Raw genomic sequence first — 14,220 nt, forward strand, 5'->3', positions numbered from 1 at the left:
TGGGTTGATACAGGAGACAAAACCGCTTCACTAGAAAAATTATAGCGTCGTTTCTTATCCGTATTATTTCAATATCACAGCCCCAGAATGGAAGTAAAAAAGTGAGTTAAGTTGAGCCGCGTTCAATTAATTGCCATTCGAGGATTTCATGGCTGTCATCGAGCTGCGGGTGCTTAATTTTATTGAGTAGCAGTTGAACGCTACGGATGCCAAATTGATGCATCGGCTGCACAATGGTACTTAATGGCGGTGTGGTTACTTCACCGAAGGGCACACCATCAAACCCTAACACAGCAATATCATTCGGAATATGCAATCCCTGCTGATGCAAAACACTCATTGCACCGCCTGCGATGACATCAGAAATCGCGAATACAGCATCGGGTTTGGGCGCATTTTGCAGTAACTTTTCCATGGCCTTCGCCCCCGCGGTGTAATCTAATTCTTCTACATACTCGATTTTACAATATTCAAAGCCAAGTTCAGCGAGTGCTTTTCGATACCCTTGTTCCCGTTGTTGTGAATAGAGGTAACGCATATCACTGTTAATTAATGCAATGCGTTGGCGATTTTTCGCTGCTAAATGATAAACGCCTGCGCTAGCAGCTTGTGAATTATCAATAGTAACCGAAGAAGCACGAAATTCTGGATCCCCTTCACCACACTGTACCCACGGAAAATCCCCAATCATATCAGTAAGCCCCGGCAAACAACTCACAGCATCCATAGTGATGACGCCATCAACAACCTTACCTCTGAGTAAACTCAGATAAGCGGATTCACGCGTTGGATTGGATTCAGAATTACATAACAAAATATGATAGCCGTGGCGTTCCGCTTCTTCTTCAATACCACGTACAACCAATGAACAAAAGGGGTTAGTGATATTAGACACAAGCACCAATAGCATGCGACTACGCGAGGTACGTAGCTGGCGCGCTAATAAATTAGGTTGATAATTACACTGAGCGATGGCGGCGAGAACTTTATCTCGAGTTGCGGGTTTTACAATATGTTGATCATTCAATACCCGTGAAACCGTTGCGGCAGAGACTCCTGCAATTTTCGCCACTTTTTCTATCGACATTATTCACTTTTCCTTTTGTCTATTGCCATGCACAGTATGCAACATCGTGATGAAAAGTACGATTGATACAAGCAACTTGTGATGCAGATTGCAAATTTATCTTTTAGGTCATTATTGAACCATTCAGCTAGTTGCTGAAAGAAACAATTTGGCTATATTTTATAAATGAAATCGATTTCAGTAAAAATGTAATCGATTTCATTTTTGGATTTAGCTGCCATTTAGTGAAAAGCCTCATTTTATAAACAATAAAACATGAGAGGTAATGAATGGATATACAACTACAGCTTGCGAAATGCACTGATCGGAGTGAAGTCGCGCATTTGATTTATCACTCAACGAATGCCTGGTATCAACAACATGGTTTAGGCGCAATATTTCAGTCTGCGCCTGAAGAGTGCCATTTATTTGTTGATGTATACCAACAACTTGATCCTGACTACCACTGGGTAGCCCGTGATTCACAACTCAATATTCTTGGCTCGTGTTTTTTTCACCCACGAGAAACACATTTGGGCCTTGGGATTATGAATGTCCATCCCGACGCATTTGGACAGGGTATTGCAAAGAAATTACTGTCCAAAGCGGATGAATTAGCCGGAAATTTACCCATTCGCTTAATTTCAAGTGCCCTGAATTTAGACTCTTATTCTCTTTATCGCCGCGGCGGTTTTACACCTTATGCAATTTACCAAGACATGGTGATTTCAGTACCAGAGCAAGGCGTGAATCTCCCTCGCTTGACCGAAGGAATTGTGCGAGATGCTCGAACCGAAGACTTACCGGCTATTTTACAATTGGAAGCGGATTTATTAGGTATTAGTCGTCAGCGGGATATTGAATATTTTTTAAATGACACCAGCGGGTTATGGCGAATTGCAGTCTGGGAACATAACCAGCGCATCGAAGGTTATCTTGCCTCTATCGCACACCCCGCATCGAGGATGTTAGGGCCCGGCTGCAGCTATCGTGATGAGGTAGCGCTGGATTTACTCGGTTGGATGCTAGACAAACATCATCGTGGTGCGATGCCAGTCGTTTTAGTTCCCACAGAGCGAAGCGCACTGTGCCAAGCGCTATTACGATGGGGCGGTAGAATTTGTGAATTGCATCTTGCGCAAGTCAAAGGTGCTGTGCAGAAACCAAGCGGCGTGGTTATGCCGTCCTTTTTACCTGAAAGTGGCTAATAAAAAATAGAAATTATTGGGGGTCTTATGGGTACGAATAGTCTTGCTCAAGGTGGTAAAAATACTGCCCATGTATGGGTAGTGCCGCGATTGGCGTTAATGATGTTCCTTCAATTTTTTGTGTGGGGGGCATGGTATGTCACGCTAGGGGTTGTCATGGGGAAATATGGTTTATCAGCAATTATTGGTGATGCCTATTCGACAGGGCCCATCGCCTCTATTTTATCTCCTTTTGTACTAGGGATGGTAGTTGACCGTTTTTTTGCATCACAAAAAGTGCTTGGCGTGCTGCATCTCATCGGTGCCGGTTTGTTATGGATGATCCCAAGTTACTTTACGGGGGACCATAGCGGTCTGTTATGGATAATCTTTGGTTATATGCTTTGCTATATGCCAACTATTGCTCTTAGTAACAACGTTGCCTTTTATAGTTTACCGAACAGTGAGAAAGCGTTCCCAGTTGTGCGTGCATTCGGTACATTTGGTTGGATTGTTGCGGGGCTGATTGTCGGTTCAACAGGGTTATCAGATAGTACAGAAATTTTCACCTTGGCGGCAGTAGCTTCGTTGGTACTAGCGATTTACAGCTTTACATTACCACACACGCCAGCACCAGAGCGTGGTAAACCTGTTGCGATGCGCGACTTGTTATGCGCAGATGCGTTTGCCATGCTCAAGCAACGTCATTTCTTAGTTTTCATCATTTGTGCAATGCTGATCTCTATCCCATTGGCGGCTTACTATGCCTATGCGGCGCCATTTGTTGCGGCGACAGGATTTACTAACGTTGGTGGCGTGATGTCTTTAGGGCAGATGTCAGAACTGTTCTTTATGTTATTGATACCATTCTTCTTTGCTCGTCTTGGTATTAAAGTGATGTTGCTGATTGGGATGCTATCTTGGTGCTTACGTTATGTCATGTTTGCCTTAGGGATTGCTGAAGAACTGCGCTGGATGATTTATATCGGTATTTTCTTACATGGTATGTGTTATGACTTCTTCTTTGTTATTGGTTTTATCTATACAGACAAAGTTGCTGGCGAGAAAGTAAAAGGGCAGGCGCAGAGCTTGCTGGTCTTGTTTACCTATGGCGTGGGGATGTTAATTGGTTCACAAATCAGTGGAATGCTGTTCAATAGCATTGTCACAACGGAAGGCGCAGCGGCTCTGCCACAATGGCAAAGTTTTTGGTGGTACCCAGCGATTGGTGCGTTACTGATTGCCGCATTGTTCTTCTTCACGTTCAACTATAAAGAAAAGCCAGTGGAGGAGAAATAAGATGGCAAATTTACGCGTCTTAGTCGTTGGTTGCGGCAATATGGGAGCCTCTCATGCAGAGGCTTACCACCGAATGGAGGGCGTTGATATATGCGGGCTGGTGGCTCGTGGTCATTCAAAAGATGCTCTCAATGAACATTTAGGTGGTGAATATGCCACGTTTGATAATTACGAACAGGCATTAAAAGCAACGCAACCAGATGCGGTTTGCTTAACGACATACCCTGATACGCATGAAGCTTATGCATTGTTAGCACTCAAGGCTGGCTGTCATGTGTTTATTGAAAAGCCGTTATCCACTACGGTTGAAGGGGCTAAGCGCGTCATTGCTGCTGCTAAACAAGCCCATCGACAAGTGGTGGTGGGTTATATCTTGCGTCATCACCCATCATGGCAACAATTCATTCATCTAGCGCATGAGCTGGGTAAGCCATTAGTGATGAGAATGAATTTGAATCAACAAAGCCATGGGCAGATGTGGAATGTACACCGTAACCTGATGCAATCACTGTCACCGATAGTTGACTGTGGCGTTCATTATTTAGATGTGATGTGCCAAATGACCCAAGCTCAGCCAGTGAGTGTCAGCGCTATTGGCGCAAGATTGACCGATGAATTACCAGACAATATGTATAACTACGGTCAATTACAGGTTCGTTTTGATGATGGCTCAGTAGGTTGGTATGAAGCGGGTTGGGGACCAATGATCAGCGAAACGGCGTATTTTATCAAAGATGTTATAGGCCCTCGCGGTGCGGTTTCGATAATGGCTCGGCATGGAGAAGGAAATAGCGACAATGTTGATGGGCACACACGCACTGACTCTTTACGTATTCATTATGCAGAGCTTGATAAAAACAATGCTTTTAAACATCCTGACCGTTGGGTTGACTGCCAAGATGAGCCAGACCATTTGGCGCTGTGCCTAAGTGAACAACGTTATTTTATTCAAGCGATTACGGAACAATTTTCATTAGAACAGCATTTACAAGACGCACTCAATAGCTTGCGAATTGTTCTTGCTGCGGATGAAGCTGTGCGTACACAGCGCACTGTGATTTTAGGGAGTGAGTCATGAAAACAATCCAAGGTCCAGGTATTTTTCTAGCACAATTTATTGGCGAGAAAGCCCCTTTTAACTCATTAGAAAGCCTTGCTGAATGGGCATCAAGCCTAGGTTTTACATATATTCAAGTGCCAACGATCGACCCACGTATCTTTGATTTAGACTTGGCAGCCACAAGCCAAACTTATTGCGATGAGTTGGTTGCCATGTTACAGCAATATGGTATTCAGATCAGTGAGTTATCGACTCATATACAAGGCCAATTGATTGCGGTACATCCAGCGTATGACACTGTTTTTGATGGTTTTGCCCCAGTGAGTGTCAGAGGTAATCCTCTAAAGCGCCAACAATGGGCGGTGGAGCAACTCATCAAAGCGGCAAAAGCCTCGCAGCGCCTAGGGTTAGTTACGCATGTGACTTTCTCAGGCGCACTGGCGTGGCCTTATTTTTACCCTTGGCCCCCTCACAATGCGCAACTATTTAACGAAGCATTTGCTGAACTTGCGCTGCGTTGGTTGCCTATTCTGAATGTGTTTGACGAGTGTGGCGTCGATGTATGTTACGAGTTGCATCCAGGGGAGGACTTACACGACGGCGTGACATTTGAGCGTTTTCTTGGGCTTGTGGATAACCACCCGCGTTGCCATATTCTCTACGATCCAAGTCATTTATTGCTCCAGCAAATGGATTATCTTGCGTTTATTGATTGCTATCATCAACGCATTCGCGCATTTCATGTCAAAGATGCGGAATATTCACCAAATGGCCGTAGCGGTATCTATGGCGGTTATCAATCATGGGTTGAGCGTGCAGGGCGTTTTCGCTCATTAGGGGATGGTCAGATTGATTTTGTATCTATTTTCAGCAAATTAACTCAGTACGGTTTTTCCGGTGTCGCTACAATGGAATGGGAGTGTTGCCTTAAATCCCCAGATGCCGGGGCGAAAGAGGGAGCCGATTTTATCGCCAATCATATTATTCCAGTGGTTGATCATGCCTTTGATGATTTTGCAGTGGTAGATACTAATCTTCAACAAATCAGAGCATTACTTGGGATCGTAAGTGATAAATAAAGGATAAGGCGATGAGACTAAAGCTGGGAATGGTTGGGGGCGGGGAAGGTGCATTTATTGGTGCAGTGCATCGATTAGCGGCTCGTATGGATGATGAGTTTGAGTTAGTTGCAGGCGCATTTTCTTCAAACGAGCAAAATTGTCAACGTACAGGGCAACGGCTGCATCTTGCTCCTGAACGTTGTTACGCCAGTTATCAGCAAATGGCGCAAAGTGAAGCCGCACGTGATGATGGCATTGATGTTGTTGCGATTGTCACGCCTAATCACTTGCATGCCCCTATTGCCGTTGAATTTTTGCGCTCAGGTATTGACGTTATCTGTGATAAACCATTGTGTACATCATACTCAGAAGCTTTGCAGCTTGCTGATGTTGTGCGAGAAACGGGTAGGCAACTGATTCTCACGCATAATTACAGTGCTTATCCGTTAATTCGTGAAGCGCGCAGCCGGATATTAGCAGGGGAACTAGGAGAAATTCGTTATATTGAAGTGGAGTATTTGCAGCAGTGGTTAGCAACACGATTAGAGGAAACTGAAAACAAGCAGGCGAATTGGCGTACCGATCCAAAAAAAGCGGGGACGGGCTGTATCGGCGATATCGGTACTCATGCGTGGCAGTTAGCTTCATTCGTCACAGGGATGTTACCAGAGTCCATTTGTGCTGAACTCACATCAATGATCCCAGGAAGAGTGCTAGATGACGATGTGCGTGTGCAAATGCGTTATCACAACGGAGCAAAAGGGCGTCTATGGGCGAGCCAAGTGGCTTGTGGTGAAGAAAATGGGTTGCGACTACGCATATATGGCAGCCAAGGGAGTCTTTCATTTTCCCAAGAAAATCCTAATCAATTATGGTTAAAACCGTTTGATTCGCCCATGTACTGTGTGTCACGGGGATCAATGTCTCAATGGGAGGAAAACCGTGCGATGTCAAGGGTTCCAGCCGGGCATCCCGAAGGATATTTAGAAGGTTTTGCACAGATTTACCGTGAGGCAGCAACACGTTTACGCGAGGGAGGTGGCGCATCACCGCTATTACCGGGTATTGAAATTGGCCTACAGGGGATGGCTTTTATTGATGCTGCAAAACGTAGCGATGATAACTGTGGTCAATGGATTGATTTTACGCAATATCGTTGCTCATCATAATCTCTGTGATGGATGGTATGAGGCTAATGTGAAATTGAGAGTACTATCACCGAGTTAAAAAAGAAACCCAGCCAGAAAATATGAAATTTGCTGACATATTATCATATTAATGAGTTGGTAGAATCCCATTAATTACAGTTATAACCTCTGTGTAATATATTACCACACAGAGGCTGTAATAATGATTTTCTCTTTGTAATTGTCGTCATTTAATCCATTCTTGTTGAGTAATTTCGACACTCAATGAGTAATTGATTTAGAGAACAGCTGGATAATAACAATTCCCAGCGCAATGCATGCCAGACCAATTAATGCTGGAAAATCAAGTTTCTGTTTATAAACAAAAAACGATAATGCTGAAACAAGAAATATTCCTGCTCCAGCCCATATCGCATAGGCGATACCAATATTCATACTTTTTACAACTTGGGATAAGCCATAAAAAGAAATGGCATAACCAATAACGACAATAATACTGGGCACCAACTTGGTAAACCCATCAGACGCCTTCATCATGGTTGTCGCGGTTGTTTCAGCTATGATAGACACCATTAAGATTGCGTACACTTTCAGCATAAAAACCTCTTTAACTTATTTAGCAAACATTCCAAAATGACAATTCTAAACTATGTTTGAGATAAAAATGTCATCATAGCTATGAAACTCAACGCCTAAGTAAGCGTTTATACCAAGGGACAGGAACGGGGTGTACAATAGCCCGCAAAGCACGTGCATAATCCATAATTAATCCTGGGGTCCATGCCATCATCAGCGCACGCCGACGAATTTGAGCCGCAATCCATAACTCTGGCATACAAAGTACATTTAAAATCCCGATAAAATCACTTCTCTTTTGCATAGACAAAACACCATCCAACGCAGCTTCCAAACCATATGCAACACTGCTGGAACAGTTTTGATATGTTAGGTTATAAATAGGATACTGGCGATATTTTTCCCAAAAACTCAATAAAGAAGCATAGTTATAAACATTGAAAACAATCTGTCTGTCAGATTCACACCATTCGGATGCTTCAGCTTGATAATTAGGCAAGAAACGCCCCGGAACGTTATTATCAGCGGTTGCTTTTAGTAGCCTGAAAAATTCTGAAGGAGAGCGATCAATATCTTCTTCAGGGTATAAGCTGATATAGAGGTGCGGATAGAGTTCTAGAGATGCATGCCCCGTAGAGATTACCCCCTCAGAATCAACAGCCGCAATATAACGATTAATAATTGGCCGTGGTACAGGGCGTTGGTTTGCGGAGCCTTCGGGGGTCCAGATATGAACAGTCAAAATAGTATCTTGTTCAGTTTCTCTATTTAAAGGGGAAGATTGTGGGTTCTCTGTTATTGGTCGCATTGCTCCTTTTTTCTTAAACGACACAGGTAAAGGACGCATTAGTTCAAATATGGATGTTCCTCGTTGAATATGACGGGCTCGAAATGCTAACTTCAGGCATCCAAATCCACTTCCTATCATCAAAAAGCCGATGAAAAAAGAAATTGTTGCTTGGTGATGGGTAAACAGAAAAAAGGCAAACAGCATTTCAATTACGCCCCATAATAGGATTAATTGCCATCCAGGAAAACGTACGATCCAAGCTGATGCAACAACAAACAATCCGGTAATAAAAAAAACAAAACCGAACATTGCTGACAATAATACATTGCTATATGTTTGATTAATTAAGATAACCAATGCACAGAATAAAAACAAACCACCTTTAAAGAAGAGTATCGTTTTTTGTGTCCCAATTCCACTTGAAGCGACACTTAATGTGATCAGACTTTCAAGTAACAATAGAAAACCAAACAAATGTATTGGAAAAAAAAGAATACCATCAATACCATCAATAAAAATAAAGATACCAATAAAACACCAAAGGAGCCCAATCCCCCAGAGGTAATGTGCTTTTCCTCTGATAAATTCGGCACCGAAAAGTAATAATGCAATTTGTAGCATCACTTATCCTTTGTTATTACATCAATTTTAGGATACTTCACCCAAAATAAACCAATTCCCAACAATCATTACTGGCTTGTTATGACTAAAAATAACACTTCCACGATCTTCTATATTCCACCAACGACCTTCTTTATCTTTCAAACAAAAGGTTATTATTGGAAGAGTGGTCTGAGCTTGCTCTTGTTCCCAATGTCGAGCGAGTTTTTCTCGGTCGTCAGGGTGAATAGATTCCATAATTTGCCTTAGATCGGAAAGGGTTATTAAATCAGCCTTCGGATATGAACAATCTGTATTTCCCCATTCTATAGCACCATTATCTAGATTAAGTTGATATACTAGGTGCTGCGGTTTATAAGCCCCTTGTGTGTCATCAATTCTATGAGTACTTCGAGCGACAACCCGTAAAAAAACCATTAATAATGATATTACGGTCAAATATCCCTGTATTAACCACAGTGATTCATGGCGAAATAGGCCATGAAGGTAAAAAGGTCCTTGCTGATTACGAGTGTAATAGATTGTAATAGTGGCAAGTATTAATAGTGCGATTGATCCTCCTCTGTTTCCCCATAGCATAGACAGGGTAACAGCAAGCAAAATAGGGATGCAGAGTAGTGATAATTTAGCAGTATTACGATGCTGATGAAAATAGGAATAGTACATCTCTATCGCAGTATCATTGAATATTAATATTGTGCTAATAATAAGAAGAATAAAAACAATACTTCCCCAAATTATATTAATTTTGAAAGAAGGCACCACCCTTTTGAAATGGGTATTAATTAGCCCCATAATCACTGTTGTCGCAAATATGTTGCCAGTAATATCAGCAATAAAACCATCCCAGAAAATATCATTAAGTGATGTATTATCAAACCAATACAAACTGATAGAAAATAAAACTGCATCTGCAAAACTGACAATTATTACTGCCGATAGCCATAACAATATTAGTTGCAGATCATCTCCTCTATGAGCATACCTACGGACAATCCAAGCAATAGCAATACAAGAAAGTACAGCTAGAGTGGCGTATATAAGTGAAAGGGTGATTTGCTCATTATCGAAGCCATTCAGAATCAAGTTTAATACAACGAAGCCAATCAGTAATGGTAACCATTGGCGCTTGTGCATACATAAAAAAGCGGTTGTTGCGACACCCGCAGGAAACCAGACAACAGAAATATCTGAATTCTCTGGTGTAAGTATTTCGGAGATTTCACCTGTTACGTAATAAAGTAATAGCCATCCTATTATTACGATTAGTGTGGTCTTATTTGATAGCAAGGATGTTTTCATAGTTTATTTCAGGTTATACATCATAAAGTTATGTTTGGCCTTATCTTAACGCAAAAAGGTCTACATCATTTCTCTTTTCAAAAAATATCAAAATGATATCTTGAGGTATAGCTATTATTATATTTTCTCCTGTATTTTTAGGCACTTTTTATTTCTTATTTTAGTATGAGTTCGGCTCTGTAGGTACTTCAATGAACATTACGCTCCCAGTCAAAGCCAATAGCACCCCAAATCTGAATTTTTTAAAATATAAAACATGGCTTGTTGTTTTCATAGACAGCTATTCGTGAAAGATACCCAACGTCATATAAAGCAATACTCGAGCAATAATGGCAAAAATTGAACGTATTCACCACAATTAAAAATAGCTAACAAGAGTTAGCTATTTTTGAGACATTACCAATGAGATAACACTATAAAAATACTAAAATAAGTATCTGACACCAAATATAACTTCTTGAGATTTAAGGTGTGCTTTCATTTGCTCGTCTTGTAAGCCTCGAGCATTAGCAAATCGGTTCATGCCACTTTCAATTTTACCTAGATCCACATAACGGTAGCCTAAGTCAAAATTGAGTTTATTAATAGGTTCATAGCTGACGCCAGCACCGAGAGAATATACCAAGTTTGTATCAGTGTTACTTGCGTATTGACGTGAAACATTTCCTTGCCATCCAGACGATTTAACTTTTGCGATACCAACACCAGCGGTTCCATAAATAGAAACTCCCTGATAAATTTCATAATCACGATAAGCATTTAGCATTAATCGTTGGGACTCTGTTTTATGGTGATTCAAGCTGGTCGGGAAAGTTGTTGATCCACTAGTATACTCTGCTTTTTTATTAAAAGTATATTCCGCTTCTGTACGCCAACCATTACCAAATTGATAGCCAGCAGCTAAAGAGCCATTATAAAAATCATCTTTATCATCACCAGAGACAAATTGACCAATGCCTGGTCTACTACTGGTGTCCATATTATCTGCTTTTTGCCATACCTTAGAGAGCCGTGCAGCAGCATAATAGCCTTCATTATTCATAGAGGCTAAGGCATTTCCACCTGCACTTGCAAATACAGCAATTACTAATAATAAGTGTAATTTAGTCATGTTATAATTTCCTTTGTTTACTATATCGAGGTGGGATTATTGCAGGTCATGGTTATTAGTAAAGGAGGGTTATTTGATTGAAATGTTCAATTTATTTCAACAAGATAATATAGATGTTACTTGGATTATCGCATTCAGCATGAAATTAGCATTTTATCTTCTAATTAATGCTTCATATTGCTAAGATTTTTATCCTTAAAAGATATAAAACTTGCCGTTCTTTTTTGCTGGCGGGGTTGAACCCGTGTCCGTAATTTTTTAATTGATTGATTATTAAAGGGTATCTTTACTAAGCTTCAATCATGTGCACTTGGCGTGCACATGGAGGTCATTGTGTAAGTACTTTGGAGGTATTTTACATTCAGTTTATACGGCTTGATTTATAGAGAAAATATTCATAAATTCTTTTTTTAGCTGAATAGCTATTTCTCTATAATCAATTTCATTATTTTTACTATTCTTATGCATAGATAAACGTTTATCTCTCATTATATCTGAAAAGTAGAAATCTATTTTTTCTCTAATAAGAAGCTCACATAAATATGTTTTTGATGTATCTAAAACTTGGACTGGTTCAACTTCGAGCAATAATGTGCACACTTATACCTATTCAGGGAATACGGAAACTTAGGTTTAGGAACAGCTTTGGTAGTAACAAACGCCTATATCATGCTGATGGGGTGGTATCGAGTTAGTTAAAACTAATAACTACAGAGATACATTATTGTTTGGCTTTCTATTTTTTAATTGTGAAAGCCAAATATTATTACCTCTTTTTTCCTTTTATTTTTAAAATCGTGTATAGAACATAATGATAAAATGATGATAAATATTTTTCTTTGTATCTAAAGTGCTTAGACGCATACTTGTGGTGTGTGATATTTTGAGGTGTCATTAAATCTATATCTTTCCATGGAGATTTTTCTTTGGCGTTTAGGAAGCAACGAACTTCATGATAATACTTAGACCAATTATGCCAAGGTTTAGTCGAACCAATGAAGTGTACAAAAACAGCATTAGAAATATCGTTGTTTTTCTTATGCTTATATCTATCATTTAAGTTTATTCTATGATTAAAAATATTATCTAATTTTAACCAATCACCATGAACAGCGATGTTAATAGCATCTTGGTCATAATATTTGATAACTGGTTGTAATTTTTTATCAGTAAATACTGACATTGATTTTTCAGTTAGCTGCCTATAATTCCACTCATCAGGGTTTATCAGCATAACGCCCGAGTTAAAATATCCTTTTTTAATCCCTTCAACGTTAAATAAGTTAGCCATTTCTACCGAATGAGGCTCACTGATATCCATAACAGCAGCGATAGGCATAGAGGATAAATTTAGTGATTTAAGAATTTGAATACTTCCGGTGCAAACCACATCAGAATCTAAATACAAAACTTTGTCACATTTCTTATAAAAATAGTCGGCAATAATAAGCCTGAAATAAATAGCATGGGACCATACCTGGTTTGTTGGTAGTTTTTTTAATATATCCATATTTAACGTATGGAGTGTGACGCTAGTTTTGTACTGCTTACTAATTTGACTAAATAGTTGAATATCTTTATCGCTTAAAAAGTCAGTAAAAACATGAAAGTGGAAATTTATATCTTTATTATTTAGCAGAACAGAGACAATGGATACTCCTGTGCCGAACAAGAAATTTTTATCGGCACCATATGCAACATTAAATTTTTTCTTTGATAAATCTTTATTTACATCTTTGTTGGTGAATGACGTTTTTCCCTGTATTGCATTTTCAAAAAAAATCATTTATGTATCCAATTTATGTTTAGTTTATCATGATTATAGCTCTGAAATGAGATGTGTCATAGCCCTTATTATGTGTTTAAATATTGATTTAGCATAGGTTGTCAAGGTTTTTCATGTTTTTAAATGACATTTAATTAATGGATATAGTACTACATTGGAAAAACTCTAGTATGTAGTGGTATAGTTAACAGATGAAAAATTCTAGTTTACGCCAGTATAAGGAATGATTGGGTCTTAATTAAGATGAAAAGCGCAAAGTTAACTTAACGCATTCCTATCATTCAATATTCTCTTTAATGGTAAAGTAGAATTTCTTTAATAGCATATCTCGTATTCGATAGTATTGATAATTTTTGAACATTTTTTTTAGATTGCTTCTATAACGCTCTCTAGCTTTTAATAAAGGAGCTCTACCTTCCTCCAAGGATGAATTTAGTTTTGATTCATCATCAGAGATAACCAGAGTAGGGATATGCCCATAAATATTCGCGCAATTAAAATATCTAAAATACCTCCACATATCAGACTCATATTTGATGGGGCTTTGAATTTTAATGATGTTTTTTGCTGCTTTTAGGTTTATAACATATGCATGGGAGCCAATAGCTTGATAGACTTTAAAAATATTATCATTTAGGTTTTGATTTCTTATGTAACTATCTATTTTAGATAATAAAAATATGTTAGGCTTTCTGATTTTATCAAAAATTTTTATTTGTGAAATTATATCTTCGATGTTATGAGGTAATATAGCATCGTCTTCTAGCACTAATGCCTGTTCGATATTCTCATTTGCCATTTTTTTATAAATCGATAAATGGCTTAGTGCGCACCCAATTTCACCTTTTGTTAGCATGCAATTTGGGTAGTCATGAGTAGCCTTTTTAAGTTCAGTGTCTGATAGATTTTTTCCGTTTACCGCATTGATGAATTCATATTTTAGTTTAGTTTTATCGAGTTGAGCTTGCATTTTCATTCGACGCTCAGAACTTTCTTTTAGGTTGATAATAAAAACAATCACTTGAATACCTAAGTAGGGTTGATTTAATGATGTATTATAGCGCCGAGAATATGGCACTTACACACAAATGGCAATCACTGAACCGATAATGACAATTACTCTCAAGTTACATGCCTAATTTTTTAGCTTTTTTATCAGTATGTCAGTATGTAAAAAGTAGTAAGCTATTTACACCATCGAGAAAAAATAGAG

At 39.3% G+C, this 14,220-nt stretch carries 12 protein-coding genes; 5 read left to right on the forward strand and 7 right to left on the reverse strand.

Features of this window, described 5'->3' with window-relative positions:
• Positions 1-106: 106 nt before the first annotated feature.
• Entirely contained in the window at positions 107-1,087 is a 981-nt protein-coding gene (locus PSE83_RS05305; RefSeq protein WP_004261663.1) for a LacI family DNA-binding transcriptional regulator, read from the reverse strand.
• 269 nt (positions 1,088-1,356) lie between these two features.
• Here PSE83_RS05305 and PSE83_RS05310 point away from each other — a divergent pair, with 269 nt between their 5' ends.
• The 5 genes from PSE83_RS05310 to PSE83_RS05330 are packed head-to-tail and all read left to right on the forward strand — an operon-like array spanning position 1,357 to position 6,842.
• Positions 1,357-2,274 carry a GNAT family N-acetyltransferase gene (locus PSE83_RS05310; RefSeq protein ID WP_096863340.1) on the forward strand — a complete coding sequence of 306 codons (918 nt, stop codon included), beginning with the start codon at positions 1,357-1,359 and terminating at the stop codon, positions 2,272-2,274.
• Between the two features lie 27 nt (positions 2,275-2,301).
• Positions 2,302-3,552, forward strand: coding sequence for an MFS transporter (locus tag PSE83_RS05315; protein ID WP_004261658.1), 1,251 nt, complete (start codon positions 2,302-2,304; stop codon positions 3,550-3,552).
• Position 3,553: 1 nt separating this feature from the next.
• Positions 3,554-4,630 (forward strand): Gfo/Idh/MocA family protein, encoded by a 1,077-nt coding sequence (locus PSE83_RS05320; RefSeq protein ID WP_004261656.1) that lies wholly within the window; start codon positions 3,554-3,556, stop codon positions 4,628-4,630.
• Positions 4,627-5,691 (forward strand): sugar phosphate isomerase/epimerase family protein, encoded by a 1,065-nt coding sequence (locus PSE83_RS05325; RefSeq protein ID WP_004261652.1) that lies wholly within the window; start codon positions 4,627-4,629, stop codon positions 5,689-5,691. The genes PSE83_RS05320 and PSE83_RS05325 overlap by 4 nt, the downstream gene beginning before the upstream one ends.
• 11 nt (positions 5,692-5,702) lie before the next feature.
• Complete coding sequence (locus PSE83_RS05330) at positions 5,703-6,842, forward strand: Gfo/Idh/MocA family protein (RefSeq protein ID WP_272660699.1); 1,140 nt, start codon at positions 5,703-5,705, stop codon at positions 6,840-6,842.
• A 240-nt stretch (positions 6,843-7,082) separates the two neighbouring features.
• On the opposite strand, the gene PSE83_RS05335 is transcribed toward PSE83_RS05330, so the two are convergent.
• The 6 genes from PSE83_RS05335 to PSE83_RS05360 all read right to left on the reverse strand — a co-directional run bounded on the left by PSE83_RS05335 (position 7,083) and on the right by PSE83_RS05360 (position 14,028).
• On the reverse strand, positions 7,083-7,415 hold the full coding sequence (locus PSE83_RS05335) for a DMT family transporter (protein WP_371021498.1): 333 nt from the start codon (positions 7,413-7,415) through the stop codon (positions 7,083-7,085).
• Positions 7,416-7,506: 91 nt separating this feature from the next.
• Positions 7,507-8,808 carry an HdeD family acid-resistance protein gene (locus PSE83_RS05340; protein ID WP_004261638.1) on the reverse strand — a complete coding sequence of 434 codons (1,302 nt, stop codon included), beginning with the start codon at positions 8,806-8,808 and terminating at the stop codon, positions 7,507-7,509.
• 27 nt (positions 8,809-8,835) lie between these two features.
• Positions 8,836-10,110 (reverse strand): MASE1 domain-containing protein, encoded by a 1,275-nt coding sequence (locus tag PSE83_RS05345; RefSeq protein WP_272660700.1) that lies wholly within the window; start codon positions 10,108-10,110, stop codon positions 8,836-8,838.
• Between the two features lie 424 nt (positions 10,111-10,534).
• A complete protein-coding gene (locus PSE83_RS05350) occupies positions 10,535-11,221 on the reverse strand; it encodes an outer membrane protein (RefSeq protein WP_272660701.1) in 687 nt (228 codons plus the stop codon).
• 766 nt (positions 11,222-11,987) lie between these two features.
• Positions 11,988-13,007: a glycosyltransferase gene (locus PSE83_RS05355; RefSeq protein WP_164564998.1), complete on the reverse strand. Its 1,020-nt coding sequence runs from the start codon at positions 13,005-13,007 to the stop codon at positions 11,988-11,990.
• 277 nt (positions 13,008-13,284) lie between these two features.
• On the reverse strand, positions 13,285-14,028 hold the full coding sequence (locus PSE83_RS05360) for a glycosyltransferase family 25 protein (RefSeq protein WP_050763773.1): 744 nt from the start codon (positions 14,026-14,028) through the stop codon (positions 13,285-13,287).
• Positions 14,029-14,220 lie beyond the last annotated feature (192 nt).

Origin of the sequence: Providencia sp. PROV150 (assembly GCF_028481025.1) — a bacterium.
In the GTDB taxonomy this organism is placed as follows: domain Bacteria; phylum Pseudomonadota; class Gammaproteobacteria; order Enterobacterales; family Enterobacteriaceae; genus Providencia; species Providencia hangzhouensis.

Coding starts and splice junctions, on each gene's coding strand:
- PSE83_RS05305 (WP_004261663.1), bottom strand. CDS start 1,087: ATGTCGATAGAAAAAGTGGCGAAAATTGCAGGAGTCTCTGCCGCAACG.
- PSE83_RS05310 (WP_096863340.1), top strand. CDS start 1,357: ATGGATATACAACTACAGCTTGCGAAATGCACTGATCGGAGTGAAGTC.
- PSE83_RS05315 (WP_004261658.1), top strand. CDS start 2,302: ATGGGTACGAATAGTCTTGCTCAAGGTGGTAAAAATACTGCCCATGTA.
- PSE83_RS05320 (WP_004261656.1), top strand. CDS start 3,554: ATGGCAAATTTACGCGTCTTAGTCGTTGGTTGCGGCAATATGGGAGCC.
- PSE83_RS05325 (WP_004261652.1), top strand. CDS start 4,627: ATGAAAACAATCCAAGGTCCAGGTATTTTTCTAGCACAATTTATTGGC.
- PSE83_RS05330 (WP_272660699.1), top strand. CDS start 5,703: ATGAGACTAAAGCTGGGAATGGTTGGGGGCGGGGAAGGTGCATTTATT.
- PSE83_RS05340 (WP_004261638.1), bottom strand. CDS start 8,808: ATGCTACAAATTGCATTATTACTTTTCGGTGCCGAATTTATCAGAGGA.
- PSE83_RS05345 (WP_272660700.1), bottom strand. CDS start 10,110: ATGAAAACATCCTTGCTATCAAATAAGACCACACTAATCGTAATAATA.
- PSE83_RS05350 (WP_272660701.1), bottom strand. CDS start 11,221: ATGACTAAATTACACTTATTATTAGTAATTGCTGTATTTGCAAGTGCA.
- PSE83_RS05355 (WP_164564998.1), bottom strand. CDS start 13,007: ATGATTTTTTTTGAAAATGCAATACAGGGAAAAACGTCATTCACCAAC.